The sequence below is a fragment of the Nocardiopsis sediminis genome, assembly GCF_042650565.1.
Classification (GTDB): Bacteria; Actinomycetota; Actinomycetes; order Streptosporangiales; family Streptosporangiaceae; genus Nocardiopsis_B; species Nocardiopsis_B sediminis.
Genome location: NZ_JBHSBH010000015.1, coordinates 58654 through 72992 on the forward strand (window position 1 = coordinate 58654; position 14339 = coordinate 72992).

Annotated in this window: 14 protein-coding genes; 5 read left to right on the forward strand and 9 right to left on the reverse strand. The window is 70.7% G+C overall.

What is annotated here, in order from left to right:
• Nucleotides 1–70: 70 nt before the first annotated feature.
• Nucleotides 71–1432: a glutamine synthetase family protein gene (locus ACFOVU_RS22870; protein ID WP_378536883.1), complete on the forward strand. Its 1362-nt coding sequence runs from the start codon at nucleotides 71–73 to the stop codon at nucleotides 1430–1432.
• 65 nt (nucleotides 1433–1497) lie between these two features.
• On the opposite strand, the gene ACFOVU_RS22875 is transcribed toward ACFOVU_RS22870, so the two are convergent.
• The 4 genes from ACFOVU_RS22875 to ACFOVU_RS22890 all read right to left on the reverse strand — a co-directional run bounded on the left by ACFOVU_RS22875 (nucleotide 1498) and on the right by ACFOVU_RS22890 (nucleotide 7470).
• Nucleotides 1498–2226 (reverse strand): response regulator, encoded by a 729-nt coding sequence (locus ACFOVU_RS22875; RefSeq protein WP_378536884.1) that lies wholly within the window; start codon nucleotides 2224–2226, stop codon nucleotides 1498–1500.
• 306 nt (nucleotides 2227–2532) lie between these two features.
• A complete protein-coding gene (locus tag ACFOVU_RS22880) occupies nucleotides 2533–5508 on the reverse strand; it encodes a helix-turn-helix transcriptional regulator (protein ID WP_378536886.1) in 2976 nt (991 codons plus the stop codon).
• A gap of 47 nt (nucleotides 5509–5555) precedes the next feature.
• Entirely contained in the window at nucleotides 5556–5723 is a 168-nt protein-coding gene (locus ACFOVU_RS22885; protein WP_378536887.1) for a hypothetical protein, read from the reverse strand.
• Nucleotides 5724–5904: 181 nt separating this feature from the next.
• The gene (locus tag ACFOVU_RS22890) at nucleotides 5905–7470 is read right to left on the reverse strand and encodes an MFS transporter (protein WP_378536888.1); all 1566 of its coding nucleotides are present in this window, start codon (nucleotides 7468–7470) and stop codon (nucleotides 5905–5907) included.
• A gap of 261 nt (nucleotides 7471–7731) precedes the next feature.
• Between ACFOVU_RS22890 and panB the strand changes: the two genes are divergently transcribed.
• The 3 genes from panB to ACFOVU_RS22905 all read left to right on the forward strand — a co-directional run bounded on the left by panB (nucleotide 7732) and on the right by ACFOVU_RS22905 (nucleotide 10510).
• The gene (gene panB / locus ACFOVU_RS22895) at nucleotides 7732–8571 is read left to right on the forward strand and encodes a 3-methyl-2-oxobutanoate hydroxymethyltransferase (protein ID WP_378536890.1); all 840 of its coding nucleotides are present in this window, start codon (nucleotides 7732–7734) and stop codon (nucleotides 8569–8571) included.
• A gap of 189 nt (nucleotides 8572–8760) precedes the next feature.
• Nucleotides 8761–9798, forward strand: a complete 1038-nt coding sequence (locus ACFOVU_RS22900; RefSeq protein ID WP_378536891.1) for an LLM class F420-dependent oxidoreductase — start codon at nucleotides 8761–8763, stop codon at nucleotides 9796–9798.
• Nucleotides 9799–9937: 139 nt separating this feature from the next.
• Nucleotides 9938–10510 (forward strand): hypothetical protein, encoded by a 573-nt coding sequence (locus ACFOVU_RS22905; RefSeq protein WP_378536893.1) that lies wholly within the window; start codon nucleotides 9938–9940, stop codon nucleotides 10508–10510.
• Here the strand turns inward: ACFOVU_RS22905 and ACFOVU_RS22910 are convergent.
• The 3 genes from ACFOVU_RS22910 to ACFOVU_RS22920 are packed head-to-tail and all read right to left on the reverse strand — an operon-like array spanning nucleotide 10482 to nucleotide 12183.
• On the reverse strand, nucleotides 10482–11198 hold the full coding sequence (locus ACFOVU_RS22910) for a tetratricopeptide repeat protein (RefSeq protein WP_378536894.1): 717 nt from the start codon (nucleotides 11196–11198) through the stop codon (nucleotides 10482–10484). The two genes, ACFOVU_RS22905 and ACFOVU_RS22910, sit on opposite strands and share 29 nt — an antisense overlap.
• A gap of 6 nt (nucleotides 11199–11204) precedes the next feature.
• Complete coding sequence (locus ACFOVU_RS22915) at nucleotides 11205–11378, reverse strand: DUF397 domain-containing protein (protein ID WP_378536896.1); 174 nt, start codon at nucleotides 11376–11378, stop codon at nucleotides 11205–11207.
• Nucleotides 11362–12183, reverse strand: a complete 822-nt coding sequence (locus ACFOVU_RS22920) for a helix-turn-helix domain-containing protein (RefSeq protein ID WP_378536897.1) — start codon at nucleotides 12181–12183, stop codon at nucleotides 11362–11364. The genes ACFOVU_RS22915 and ACFOVU_RS22920 overlap by 17 nt, the downstream gene beginning before the upstream one ends.
• Nucleotides 12184–12521: 338 nt before the next feature.
• On the opposite strand from ACFOVU_RS22920, the gene ACFOVU_RS22925 reads away from it, so the two are divergent.
• Nucleotides 12522–12965, forward strand: a complete 444-nt coding sequence (locus ACFOVU_RS22925) for an ATP-binding protein (RefSeq protein WP_378536899.1) — start codon at nucleotides 12522–12524, stop codon at nucleotides 12963–12965.
• 57 nt (nucleotides 12966–13022) lie between these two features.
• Here the strand turns inward: ACFOVU_RS22925 and npdG are convergent, their stop codons facing one another.
• Nucleotides 13023–13715 (reverse strand): NADPH-dependent F420 reductase, encoded by a 693-nt coding sequence (npdG, locus tag ACFOVU_RS22930; protein WP_378536900.1) that lies wholly within the window; start codon nucleotides 13713–13715, stop codon nucleotides 13023–13025.
• 176 nt (nucleotides 13716–13891) lie between these two features.
• On the reverse strand, nucleotides 13892–14257 hold the full coding sequence (locus ACFOVU_RS22935) for a peptidoglycan-binding domain-containing protein (protein WP_378536902.1): 366 nt from the start codon (nucleotides 14255–14257) through the stop codon (nucleotides 13892–13894).
• Nucleotides 14258–14339 lie beyond the last annotated feature (82 nt).

The following is a 14339-nucleotide window of genomic DNA, read 5'->3' on the forward strand; positions in this document are numbered from 1 at the left end:
GGTAGGGCTCCGTACGACACGATGGATGCGCCCGCGCCCGCGCGCGACCACGACGAGGAAGGTGAACCCGTTGAATCGACAGCAGGAATTCGTGCTCCGGACGCTGGAGGAGCGCGATATCCGGTTCGTCCGGCTGTGGTTCACCGATGTGCTCGGTTACCTCAAGTCGGTGGCGGTGGCCCCGGCCGAGCTGGAGGCCGCGTTCTCCGAGGGCATCGGGTTCGACGGCTCGGCGATCGAGGGGTTCGCCCGGGTGCACGAGGCCGACATGCTGGCCCAGCCCGACCCGTCGACCTTCCAGGTGCTGCCGTGGCGCAACGAGCCGCACGGCACCGCGCGCATGTACTGCGACATCCTGCTGCCCGACGGCACGCCGAGCTACGCCGACCCGCGCCACGTGCTCAAGCGGCAGCTGAGCAAGGCCTCGGACCTGGGGTTCACGTTCTACACCCACCCCGAGATCGAGTTCTACCTGCTGAAGAAGATGCCGGGCTACGGCGAGTTCCCCGAGCCCAACGACTCCGGCGGCTACTTCGACCACACCCCGCACAACAGCGCGCACGACTTCCGGCGCAACGCGATCAACATGCTCGAGGCCATGGGGATCTCGGTGGAGTTCAGCCACCACGAGGGCGGCCCGGGCCAGCAGGAGATCGACCTCCGCTACGCCGACGCGCTCACCACGGCCGACAACATCATGACGTTCCGCCTGGTGATGAAGGAGGTGGCGATGGAGCAGGACGTCTACGCCACCTTCATGCCCAAGCCGTTCACGGAGTACCCGGGCTCGGGCATGCACACGCACATGTCGCTGTTCGAGGGCGACCGCAACGCGTTCCACGAGCCGGGCGCGGAGTTCCAGCTGTCGAAGGTGGGGCGCGGGTTCATCGCGGGCCTGCTGCGCCACGCCGGAGAGATCACGGCGGTGTGCAACCAGTACGTGAACTCCTACAAGCGGCTGTGGGACAACGCGTCGGCGGCGGCCGGCATGGGCGGCGAGGCGCCGGCGTATGTGTGCTGGGGGCACAACAACCGCTCCGCGCTGGTGCGGGTGCCGATGTACAAGCCCACCAAGAGCAACTCCAGCCGGATCGAGTTCCGTGCGCTGGACGCCGCCTGCAACCCCTACCTGGCCTACGCGGTGATCCTGGCGGCGGGCCTCAAGGGGATCGAGGAGGGCTACGACCTCCCGCCGGGCGCCGACGACGACGTGTGGCAGCTGACCGATTCAGAGCGCCGCGCGCTGGGGATCGCCCCGCTGCCGCAGAGCCTCGACGAGGCGATCCGGGTGATGGAGGCCAGCGAGCTGGTGGCCGAGACCCTGGGCGAGCACGTGTTCGACTACTTCCTGCGCAACAAGAAGTCGGAGTGGGAGTCCTACCGCCGCCAGGTGACGCCCTACGAGCTCCAGCGGTACCTGCCGACGCTCTGAGCCCGGCGCTCTGAGCCTGGCGCATCGCCGCCCGGCGGCTCCGGCCGCCGGTCGGCCTTCGCCGATCAGCCGTCGACCAGCTTCTCCCGGACCGCGAACACGGCCGCCTCGGTCCGGGAGTGCAGCTGGAGCTTCTCCAGGATGTTGCGCACGTGGTTCTTCACGGTGTGCTCGGAGATGAACAGCTCGTCGGCGATCTCCTTGTTGTTCAGGCAGCGGGCGACCAGCCGCAGCACCTCGGTCTCGCGTTCGGTGAGGCTGGGGACGGGGACCTTGCGCGTGGCGGTGCCGCCGCCGCGCCGGGCCAGCCCGGTGAACTCGCCGATGAGCTTGGTGGCCATGGACGGGTTGATGAAGGACTGGCCCTCGGCGATGGCCCGGACCGCATCGGGCAGTTCGTCGACCGCGATCTCCTTGAGCAGGTAGCCGGTCGCCCCGGCCTTCAGCGCCTCGAAGAGGTCATCTTCCTCATCGCTCATGGTGAGCATGACGATCTTGGTCTCGGGGACGGTGTTCTTGATCCCCGCGCAGGCGTCGATGCCGGTGATGCGGGGCATCCACACGTCCATCAGGACGACATCGGGGCGCAGGCGGGTGGCTTGGTTCAGGGCGTCCTCGCCGTCGCCGCATTCGCCGACGACGTCGATATCGGCCTCGTCGGCGAGGAAGGACACGAGCCCGCGGCGGAAGAAGGCGTGGTCGTCGACCGCGAGGACCGTGATGGGACGCGCGGAGACCGCGGTGGGGGCGGCGACGGTCGAGGTGGTGACGGGGGCGGGGGCATGCCCACTCACAACGGAATTCCTTCCTGGCGCGAGGCGGCCGGATATCGAGTTATTCGTGTGCGGGTCCGACGAATCCCGGGGGGCCGACGGGGAAGAGGCCATGACCTGCCGCAATGCGCATCGGAGGCCGTTGTTCGGCACAGTTTATGCCATTGATCCGGCCATGGACAGCCACGGATCCCCCGCCTGTGCACAAGATTCCCGGCCCGCGCGCATCCTATCGGGACCTTCCACACGGACAAAAACATACGGTTTCAAACGGCAGATTCGAACATTACCCCCAATTCGCCGTGTTTTCGCTGCCTTCACGCAAATTCATTCGAGCCCTTCAGCCCGCGCCATCGCAGCAGCGGCATTGCGATTGGACACGCCGAGCTTGCCCAGCACGTTGGACACGTGCACACTCACCGTCTTCACCGAGATCACCAGCTCGGCCCCGATCTCCCGGTTGCTGCACCCGCGCGCGACCAGGCGGAGCACCTCGGTCTCGCGGGGTGTGAGGGAGTCGAGCGGGCCGGGACCCGACGGCGCGGCGGGCGCGGCCGGGACGTCGTCGGCGGGCTCCGAGGCGGTGGGGTGGGCGACCCCGTGGGCGTCACAGATGCGCGCGATATCGCCCAGCAGCAGGCCGGCTCCGCAGTCGCGGGCGATCCCGGCGGCCTCGTCCAGGCGCGGCCGGGCGCCATCGGTGTCTCCGGCATCGAGCAGCGACTCCGCGGCGCCGATGAGGGCCTGCGCGAGCTGGATCCGGAAGCCGCTGCGCCGGGCCGCCCCGGCCGCCGCCTCCCAGTGCCCCAGCGCCTCAACGGGGTCGGCGGCGGAGAGAGCGCGCACCGCGCCCGCGGCCAGCTCCTCCCACGCCACTCTCGGCGGTGCTGTGTGCACGGCCAGCAGGCCGTTGATCAGGGTGTCCAGTTCGGCCGAGAGCCCGGCGAGCCCGGCGTCGGAGCGTGCATCGCGGCGCAGCCGCGCGGCGGCCTCGGCCGCCGGCAGAAGGACCACCGACCACCGGACGCCGCCGGACCACAACGGGCGCGGCGACAGGTACTCCAGTGCCACCGCACCCGCATCACGCGACCGGCCCTCGGCCAGCGCCAGCCGGATCCGCACCGCGCGCACGCCGTAGAGCTCGATCGAGGCCGAGGAGCGCTCCGGCACGATGCGGGGGACCTCATCGGCCGCCGACCGTGCGGCCGACAGCCCGCCTTGGAGCAGTGTGGCCTCGGCCACCCCGACCAGGAGCTGTGCCCGGTTGAGCGGGTTCTCCGGCACCGGGGCGCTGCGCAGCAGCACGACCGCCTCACGCAGGCGGCCCGCAACGCAGAGCGCGTCGGCAATGCCGAGGAGGAAGACGGTGCCCTTGCTGCGCTGGAGGCCCAGTTCGGCGGCGCGCTCCAGCCCTGCGCGCCACAGCCGCAGCGCCGCATCGACGTCTCCGCGCCACAGGTGCTGGCTGCCGAGGTCGGCCTGGCCGCGGAACTCCACCAGAGGGCGGCCGACTTCGCGGGCCAGCCGGATGCCCTCCTCCAGCGCTTCCTGGGCCTGGCCGGAGCCGGTTCCCCGCCATGTCGCCGTGCCCAGGGTGATGAGCGCGTCGGCCTCCGTGCGTCGGTCGCCCTCCGACCGGGCGCGGTCCAGGGCGCGCCGGGCGATGCGCGCGGCATCGGCGTCGTTGCCGCGCATCAGGAAGGTGCCGGCCACGGTGGCGATCGTCTTTGCGCGCCCGCCGCCCCTGGCGGGCATGGCGCGCACCGCCTCGCCCAAGTCCTCCAGTGCGCCGTCGCGCCCCATCTCCTTGCGCGCCTCGCCGCGGGCGTGCCAGAGGTCGGCGATGATCAGCCGCTCCTCGTCGCCGAACCCGCCGTACTCGTGCTCGGCGCGCGGGTCGAGGGCATCGGGGCCGAGCATGCGGGACAGCCCCTCGGTCGCGTACTCCACGCTGCGCCGCGGTCGGCCCGAGGCCAGCGCGCCGGTGGCGCAGAACCACAGCACGTCGGCGTAGCCGGTGCCGATGCGGGTGGTGGCGTCGGGGACCTGGTCCCACAGTTCCAGGACGCGTTCGAGGTGCGCGAGGTGTTCGGGGTAGGCGAGCGCGTCGCGGGCGGCGCCGGCCGCCCGCCAGGACGCGGCGAGCGCTCTCGGCAGGTCGTGGGCGGCATAGGCGTGCCGGGCGAGCTGGGTGACGGTTTCGCGGGCCGCCATGCCGGGGACGCCGGCCTCCAGGGCATCGGCGTAGCGGCGGTGCAGCCGGACGCGCTCGCCGGGCAGCAGGTCGGCGGCGACCGCCTCGGCGAGCAGGGAGTGCCGGAAAGCGTAGCCGTCGTCCGCGGCGCGCAGCGCGTTGCGGTCGACCGCGGCCCGCAGCGCGGCGGTGAGGGCGTCGCCGGGCAGCCCGGCCACGGCTGCCAGCAGCGCGTGGTGGACCCGGTCGCCGGCCACGGAGGCCGCCTCCAGCACCCGGCGGGCGGTGTCGTCGAGCCCGATGAGGCCGCCCAGGAGCAGTTCACGGGGGCCGTCGGGGACCGGCGCCCCCGCGGGGTCGGGATGGCCGAGGAAGGACTCGACGAACAGCGGGTTGCCGCCGCTGCGCTCGTAGACCAGGTCGAGGTCCCGAGCGGGGAGAGCGGTGCCGCGGATGCCTTCGGCCTGCTGGGCGACCTCGCCGCGGGAGAGCGGGGCGAGGTCGATCCGGTCGACGGTGGGCAGCCGCTCCAGTTCGGGCAGCAGGCGGCGCAACGGGTGGGAGCGGTGCAGGTCGTCGGTGCGCAGGCTGGCGAGCAGCTGGACGCGCGCGGGGCCGAGGTTGCGGAGTAGGAAGACGAGCAGGTCGCGGGTCGATGCGTCGGCCCAGTGCAGATCCTCGATGATCACCGCGAGCCCGCCGGAGCCGGCGGTGCGTTCCAGGAGGGTCAGCACCTCCTCGAAGAGGCGCGCCCTGCCCTCGTCTCGTGAGTCGGGATGCGGGCCCAGCTCCGGGAGGAGGCGGGCGAGCTCGCGCGGGCGGGCGTCGGCACCGGTGTCCGCCGCGCGGACCAGCTGCCGCAGGGCACCGACGAACGGGGCGAACGGAAGGCCGTCCACGCCCAGTTCCGGGCAGCCTCCGGTGACGACGCGCCGCAGGGGCGAGGCGTGGGCGTATTCGCGCAGCAGGCGGGTCTTTCCCACCCCGGCCTCTCCGGCGACGAGCACGGCACGGGCCCCGTCGGAGCGGACGCGCTCGCCTACGTCGCGCAGTCGCTCCAACTCCGCTCTGCGCCCGGCGAACACGGGGCTGCCGTCCTGCCATCCCATATCCGCCAGTATGTCGGCCCTCGGCGGCCCTGTGGCGGCGGTCCGGTTCACGCGGCGGGGCCGTACCTCTCGGGGTCGCGCACGCCCGTTCGGGTGCGGCGCTGCTCGCGTTCGCGTTCCCGGCGCACGCGCAGTGCCTGCCGCTCGGCCTCGGCGGCGGCCCGGATGCGCTCCCGATGCTGGCGGGCCAGTTCGGCGGCGTGATCGTGGTGCATGGTCTCTCCCCGGTGCCGTGGTTGGGCCGGGGAGGGGGATCGCCCCGGCCCCACCACTCTCCGGCCGAGACGCGCCGGGCGGCATCGGGAGAACACCCTAAAACGAGCGGACCGGCCGCCCTAAGGCGGGGCGGCCCCGTCCCGGGCATCCCTAGGGAATCGCGGCACGCGGCCGGGGCCTTCAGGTGTCCGTGGTGTCTTCGCCTCGGCGGTGGCGTTGGCGTTCGTGGCGGTCGATGCGGCCGGAGTTGGGCATCCAGACCAGGACGATGACCAGGGTCAGCAGGCCGATCGCGGTGGAGCAGAGGGAGGCGAGGTGCATGCCGTGCAGGAACGCCTGTTTGGCCGGGGCGATGAGGGCCGTGCCCTGAGGGCCCAGGCTGTGGGCGAAGACGAGGGTGGCCTCGATGGAGGCCGTTGCGCTCTCGGGGGCCTTCTCGGGCAATCTGGCCAGGTGGGGGGCCATGTCGCTGCGGTAGACGGTGGACACCAGGGCGCCGAGCACGGCGACGCCCATCGCGACGCCCACCTGGCGGGCGATGTTCTGCACCGACGAGGCCGAGCCCGCCTTGGCGGGCGACACCGAGGCCATGATCGCCCCGGTGGAGGGGGTCATGACCATGGCCATGCCGCCGCCCTGGACGAAGAACGCCACCGCGACGAGCCACACGGGCGTGTTCTCCGCGAGCGTCGCGTAGAAGCCCAGCGCGCCCGACGTCAGCAGCACCCCGGCGGCGCACACGAGCTTGCGGCCGAAGCGCTCCACCAGCAGCGGGCTGGCCGGCGACACCATCACCTGGGCGGCGGCGATCGGCAGCACGAGCAGGCCCGCGTGCAGTGGGGTGAACCCGCGCACGCTCTGCCAGTAGAACGTGATGAAGAAGAGCACCCCGGCCATGGCGAAGAACATCAGCATGATCGCCACGACCGCGACCGACATGCGGGCGTCGCGGAACAGCCGCACGTCCAGGGCCGGGTGGTCCGACCGCGCCTCGTGGCGGACGAAGAACGCGATCACCACGACCCCGGCGATGAGCGAGACGAAGACATCGGGGTCGGCCAGCGAGCTGCGCTCGCCCGCGCTGATGATGCCGTAGACGATCAGGACCAGCCCGACGATGGAGAGCACCACCCCCACGGGGTCGACCTTCCCCGGGTGCTCGTTGCGCGACTCGGGCACCAGGAAGAGCATCAGCAGGATGCCGACGATGACCACCGGCACGTTGACCAGGAAGACCGAGCCCCACCAGAAGTGCTCCAGCAGCAGCCCGCCCAGCGGCGGTCCGATGCCCATGGCCAGGCCGACCGCGCCCGCCCAGATGCCGATCGCCCGGCTGCGCTCCTCGGAGGGGAAGACGTTGCTGATGATCGACAGGGTCTGGGGCATGACGGCCGCACCGCCCACCCCCATGAGCGCCCGCGCCGCGATGAGCTGCTCCGGGGCCTGGGAGTAGGCCGACAGCAGTGAGCCGACGCCGAACACGGCCAGGCCGATGAGCAGGATCCGCTTGCGGCCCACCCGGTCGCCGATCACCCCCCAGGTGAACAGCAGCCCCGCGAACACCAGCGTGTAGGAGTTGATCGCCCAGGCCAGCTCCGCCTGGCTGGCGCCGATACCGCGCCGGGGGTCGGAGATGACGCGCAGGGCGACGTTGAGGATCGTGTTGTCGAGCACGACGACGAGCAGGCTGATGACCAGCACGCCGAGGATGGCCCACCTGCGCCGGTAGATCGTCTCCGGGTCCACTCCTGCTCCTCACGTCGCGGCGTGGCGTACCTGCCCGCCGAACGAGCCCACTACCCCTGAACGGCGGAACCCTGCGGGCACGATCGACCGTCCCCCACCAGGGATGATCCGGCGCCTCCGGGGAGTTGAACCTCAGAGGAATCAGCGATTCCGGGTCATGCGATGATGACGTGACCGGCGGCGGCCGCACCGTCGCCACCACCGTTACCTACACCGTCCGGGGACGCCACGAAGGTGCTTCGAGACATCGGAGGAACGCACATGAGCACCACCACCCCTCCCCCCGCCCTCTACGGGGGGACCGCCAACCGGCGCGTCAGCGTCCGCGATATCGCCCTCGCCAAAGAGCGCGGCGAACGCTGGCCCATGCTCACCGCCTACGACGCCCTCACGGCGCGGGTCTTCGACGAGGCGGGCATCCCCGTCCTGCTCGTCGGCGACTCCGCGGCGATGGTCGTCTACGGCTACGACTCCACCATCCCCGTCACCATCGACGACCTGCTCCCCCTGACCGCCGCCGTCGCCCGCTCCACGAAGCGCGCGATGGTCGTCGCCGACCTGCCGTTCGGCTCCTACCAGGGCTCCCCGGAGCAGGCCCTTGCCGCGGCGGCCCGGTTCATGAAAGAGGGCAACGCCCAAGCCGTGAAGCTGGAGGGCGGCCACCGGGTGGCCCACCAGGTCGAGACGCTCGTGGCGGCCGGCATCCCGGTCATGGGCCACGTCGGGCTGACCCCGCAGTCGGTCAACACCCTGGGCGGCTACCGCGTCCAGGGGCGGGGCGAGGCCGGCGCCGCGCTGCTGGCCGACGCCAAGGAGCTGGAGCGCGCCGGGGCGTTCTCCGTGGTCCTGGAGTGCGTGCCGGCCGACCTGGCGGCCGACATCACCGAGCAGCTGACCATCCCCACCATCGGGATCGGTGCCGGGGCGGGCACCGACGCCCAGGTGCTCGTCTGGCAGGACATGGCCGGGCTGAGCCCGCGCGTCGCGAAGTTCGTCAAGACCTACACCAACCTCACGGAGTCGCTGTCGCAGGCGGCCAAGAGCTACGCCGAGGACGTGGTCGGCGGCGTCTTCCCGGACAAAGAGCACTCCTACTCCTGATCCGTCACCGGGTGGTCCCGGCCCGGGCGGGCCGGGGCGCCCACCTCAGCGGTACCGCGTCCGCGCCGCCTCGTGCGACGCGGACGCGCGGCGTGGCCCCTCCGGGGGGACTCGAAACCGAACGCTACTCGGCGGTAGAGTTTCGCGAACCCTGTCGCGAACCCCGGTGCGAGGACCAACGGAGGCACGATGCGCATCTCCATGCCGCTGCAATACGCCGGCGATCCGAAGGACGCCGCCGACCGGCTCGCCGGCCTGGAGAAGGCCGGCCTGGACACGGTGTGGGTGGCCGAGGCGTACGGCTACGACAGCCCCACGCTGATGGGCTACATCGCGGCGCGCACCGAGCGGGTGCGCATCGGGTCGGCCATCCTCCCGCTGTACAGCCGCACGCCGGCGCTGATCGCGCAGACCGCCGCCGGGCTCGACCACCTCTCCGACGGCCGCGCCGTCCTGGGCCTGGGCGCGAGCGGCCCGCAGGTCATCGAGGGGTGGCACGGGGTCCCCTACACCAAGCCGCTGGCGCGCACCCGCGAGGTCGTGGAGATCTGCCGCAAGGTGTGGGCCCGGCAGGAGCCGGTGACCCACGACGGCGCCGTCTTCACCCTCCCCCTGCCCCCTGACCAGGGCACCGGGCTTGGCAAGCCGCTCAAGCTCATCAACCACCCCGTGCGCGCATCGATCCCGGTGTACGTGGCCTCCCTGGGTGAGAAGAACGTGGAGCTGACGGCGGAGATCGCCGACGGCTGGCTGCCGCACCTGTTCATCCCCGAGAAGGCACAGGAGATCTGGGGCGGCGCCCTCGAACGGGGAGCCGCCAAGCGCACCCCCGGGCTGGGCCCCCTGGAGATCTCGGCGGGCGGGATGCTCGCCATCGGCGAGGACGAGGACACCCGGAAGCTGGCCGACTTCTCCCGCCCGATGATCGCCCTGTACGTGGGCGGAATGGGGGCGAAGGGCAAGAACTTCTACAACACCCTCATGCGCCGCTACGGCTACGAGGAGGCGGCCGACAAGATCCAGGACCTCTACCTTGCGGGCCGCAAGGACGAGGCCGCCGCCGCGGTACCCGCGGAGGTCGTGGAACTGACCAACCTCGTGGGCCCCGAATCCCACGTCCGGGAGAGAGTGGCGGCGTTCCGCGCCGCGGGCGTCACCCACCTCAACGTGATCCCGGTCGGGGACGATCCGGTGAAGCTCATCGAGAAGCTGCGCGGGTGGCTCTGAGTGCGTGTTCGAGAAAGGTCTTGTCAGGTGTATTCGAGGCGGCGTCGGTGCTGACGGACGGAGAACGTCCGCCACGGGCGAGGCGGCGGGTCATGAGGCCGATGGCGGCCCAGCGGATCATGGCTTCGGATTCTGTCGTATGACTTCGCCTCCGCGCTCATACGGTTTCACCGGAAGGCGACCGGCCGCGGTCGAGATCGCGTTCTGGATCGCGGTCGTGGTGCCGCCGCTGGCGACCGTGCTCAGCGTGGCCGCCTTCGTGGTCGTGAAGAGGGCTGTGGACGACGTGTTCGGCACGACGGGCGGGGACGCTCAGGCGTCGATGTACGAACTCCATGACAAGGTGAACGGCCCCCTGCTCGGCTTGTTCATCTTCTTCACGATCGTCCACCTGCTCCTGAGCGGCCTCTGGATACTGCTCGGCCTCGAGATGCGCAGCGGCCGGAACCGGGCGCGGGTCACGCTGACCGTGTTCGCCTCCCTGTGGGCGCTGTCCAGCCTCGTCGCGCTGATCCGGGGCGACACCCAGGGCTTCACGACCGCGGACATACCCCCATTCTTCGAGTTCCCGAGCTCGTACCTCGTACTGGACTACGCGCGAAGCGCCCTGGATCTGCTCGCGATGGCCGCATTCATCCTGCTGGTCTCCCTGAGGCGGTCCAACCGGTATTTCACGGCCCGGCTCACCGGCCCTCCTCCAGGTGGCCCCTGATCCGGTCGCGCATCCGGGTGGCGATCGGATCGTCGAACTCGGCGAGGGCCGTTGCGGCTTCGGCCCAGTGCCGCAGCGCCTCTTCGGATTCCTCAGCGTCGAGAAGCGCGGAGGCGAGACCGTCGAGGGCGACCGCCAGGTTCCACCGGTCGCCCGCCTCGCGATGGGCCTTCGCGGCGACCCGATGAAACTTTGCGGCCTCATCGGCCCGCCCGAGCTCCCGATACACCTCCCCGGTGCCGTTCAGCGCCACGGCCTCCTGGTTCCGATCGCCCAGTTGCCGCAGGATCACCGCGGAACGCTGATAGGGCTCCAACACGTCAGCAGGCTTGCCCATGGCCCGCTGTACCCGGCCCAGCTCCGGCAGCCAGGCGGCTTCCATCGCGACGAGGCCGTTGTCGCGCGCCAGTCCGAGGGCGCGCTCGACCGATGCCAGGGCGCCTTCCGTCCTCCCGAGTCCTCGCTGCGCCGCAGCGAGGTTGAACAGGGCATTGCCCTCGTACATGGGATCCTCCAGCTCCCGGCAGACCCTGGCGGCCTCACTCAGCACCGCCAAGCCCTCCTCGTGGCGCCCGAGGTCGTTATAGACCGTGCCGAGATTGCTGAGGGATACCCGAATATCCCTGGACCGAAAACCAGGTAGGCCCCCACTCCGAGGGGAGAGCGAGGGCCCGGGCCGTGGTCGCACGGGAGGCTACAGGGAGTCGATGTCGGCGAGGAAGGCGACCCATTCCGAGGAGGGGACGGCGAGGTGGCCGAGGTGGCGGTTCTTGGTGTCCCGGACCTTGATGTTCTCGGGCGTCTCGCAGACCTCGACGCAGTTGCCACCGTTGCCCTGGCTGTAGCTGCTCTTAATCCACGTTTCCATAGCGCTCTCCGTTGATTCTGCGTATCAGGTCGATGGACGAGAGAACCGGGCGGGCTTCCGCCTGCAACATACCGAACAGGGTGGTCAGGGCGTTCACGGGCTCAGGCTTGTCGATGACCTCACCCCCCAACGCGTGTTCCACGTAAACGGCGGGTGGCGCGGACCCGAGCGCCATGACCCGAAACGAGCTACCCGGCTCGGCGCTCGCCGGAGAATCGGGCAGGACCTGGATGCGAATCACGCCGTCCGTCACCAACTTGGCGATATGTTCGAGTTGCTCCCTCATGATGCTCTCATCCCCCACCGTGCGCGAGAACACCCCCTCCTTGACGATGAACCACAGCAGCGGGCGTCCCCCCTTCAAGATCGTGGGAAGGCGGGCGGTCCGCGTCCGCACCATCTCCTCGACCTCTTCAGGGGTCGCCGTGGGACACCGGGCCTTGATCAGGGTGCGCGAGTACGCGGGCGTTTGCAGCAACCCGGGTATGACGCCGGGTTCGTACTCGCGGATCTCGGACGCATGCAGCTCTAGCACGAGCACGTCCCTGAACCATTCAGGCACGTGGCGCTGCTCGGCCAGTTGCTGCCAGAGCCGCCGCGGGACGCCCCCTGTTTCCAGAACGGTGTCGAACGCGTCCGATTGATCCGCCTGCGGCCGTCTTGTGGACCTTTCGATCGCCCCGATCATTCCGTGCGATAAGCCCACTTTCCCGGCCAGCTGCCGCTGTGTCATCCCAGCGAGCTCGCGCAGTCGCCGAAGTTCACGTCCGAATTGACGCCATTTGTTCCTGTCGACCTTTTGCATGGAGGCACGATCCCATTAACCGGACACCGATGGAAACGGATACGCCAATAGAGAAACAGAAGAGTATCCCCCATGGAAGGTTGCAGCCCTCCGTGGCAGGGTCGATCTCGAGCACCCCATTTCGGCCGCGGGGAAATCCCGAAATACGCCCTGGAGTGCGATACGAAAACGGCCCTGTCCAACGGCGACAGCGCTGGACAGGGCCTCAGCCCTCGACCTGACAAAACCAGGGAGGACTCAATGAAGAAGTCTATGGTGATGCAATCCCGATATGGGAATTTCCGTCGACAGCGGGGGCGCCGTGTTCGCCCCTATCTGTTCCGGGTCGGGGGGCGGTGATGGCCGTCGTGTATTACGCGCGATTCCCGGGGTGGGCCGAGCAGGTGAAGCGGGCGCGGGACTGGTGTGAGGACCTGCTGACCGTCCACTCCGCCTTCGACATCCCCGGCGAGACGGTCGCCTCCGCGGTCCTCCTGCTCTCGGAGGCGGTGACCAACGCGGTCCGCTATACCGCCTCGGGCCGGGGCGGGACGTTCGACGCGACCCTGATGGTGGAGCAGCGGAAGATCACTATCGAGGTCGAGGACGAAGGGTGTCCCGCCGGCGGGACACTTCCCTTCATCCGGCCCCTCACGCCGATGGCGCAGCACGGGCGCGGCATGACCCTGGTCGACTACCTGGCCGACACCTGGGACCCCCTGCCCAAACCCCGCCACGGCGTCGGCTTCACCCTCACCTGGGCCGACCGCCCCCGGCCCCGCTCCGCGGCCGCCTCGGCCTGAATGTCGGTGTTCTGTGGGCGGCCCCGCTCGTGCGGGGCCGCCCGCGTGCTTCTGCACCTATACGTCGGTGATGCGGATACCGGCGTGGGACTTGTAGCGCCGGTTTATGGCGATGATGTTGGCCGTGAACGCCTCGATCTGGTGGGCGTTGCGCAGGCGGCCGCCGAAGATGCCGCGGACTCCCGGGATCACGGCGGCGAGGGCGCGGATCTGGTCGGTGGCGTCGCGGTCGTCGCCCAGCACCAGGACGTCGAGGTCGACCGCGTCCACCTCGGGGTCGAGCAGGAGCACCGCGGAAACGTGGTGGAACGCCGCCACGACGCGGCTGCGCGGCAGGACCGACGCGGCCTGCTGCGCGGCGCTCCCCTCCTCCACGGGCAGCGCGAAGGGGCCCTGCTTGTCGAACCCGAGCGGGTTGACGCAGTCGACGACGATCTTGCCCGCCAGCTCCTCTTCGAGGGAGACGAGCAGTTCGCGGTGGCCCTCCCACGGGACGGCGACGATCACGATGTCGGCCTCGGCGGCCGCCGCCGCGTTCTCGAGCCCGCGGATGGGCAGGTCCCCGGCGCCCAGTTCCTCGGCGGCGGTCTGCGCGCGCTGGGCGCTGCGCGAGCCGATGACGACGTCGAGCCCGGCCACGGCGAACCTGCGGGCCAGGCCGCGCCCCTGGTCGCCGGTGCCGCCCAGGACCGCGACGGTGCGCCCGGACACATCGGGGATGTCGTGTGGAGTCTGCTGCTGATCTGACATGGGTCCGATCATCGCAGCCGCCGCCCGGGATCGACCGGCTCCGGCGGTGTGTGACTCGGAACACCGGTGACGGGAACAGATGCCCGGTGCGCGGGTGCGGGGCCGTTCCAGGGCACCGCACCCGGGCCGGGCCGCCGGGGCCCGTTACCGCCGGGCCCGGCTCGTGCCGGGGTCTGCTAGGCGAGCCCCAGCTCGCGGAGTTCGTTCTCCTCCCTCACCGCGGCGGCCAGGGCGGACACGGTCCGCCCGTCGGCCGTGCCCGTGGCGGGGAGGCCGTTGTCGTGCTGGAAGGCGGCCAGTGCCGGGCCCCTGAGGGCCGGGCCGGCCGTTGCGTCGAGCCTGCCGAGTTCGATCAGCAGGGCCCGCACCTGGTCGGGATCGGCTTCGGGCAACACCAGTTCGGCGTCGAACATCGCGCCCAGGAGGCCCCGGGCGACGTAGAGAACGCGTTTCCATCCGGTGCGCCGCTGGTCGTCGGCGGCGCCGCGGTCGGTCGGTACCGTCCTCGCGAATGTACGAGGCCCTGCGGGAATCGTCACCATATTGATCACCTCCCTGATACCTGGCGTTCCCCATCGGTCGCCCAAGTATGCGCGGGGAGAAGGTAAAGGACGGCGTCCCCCG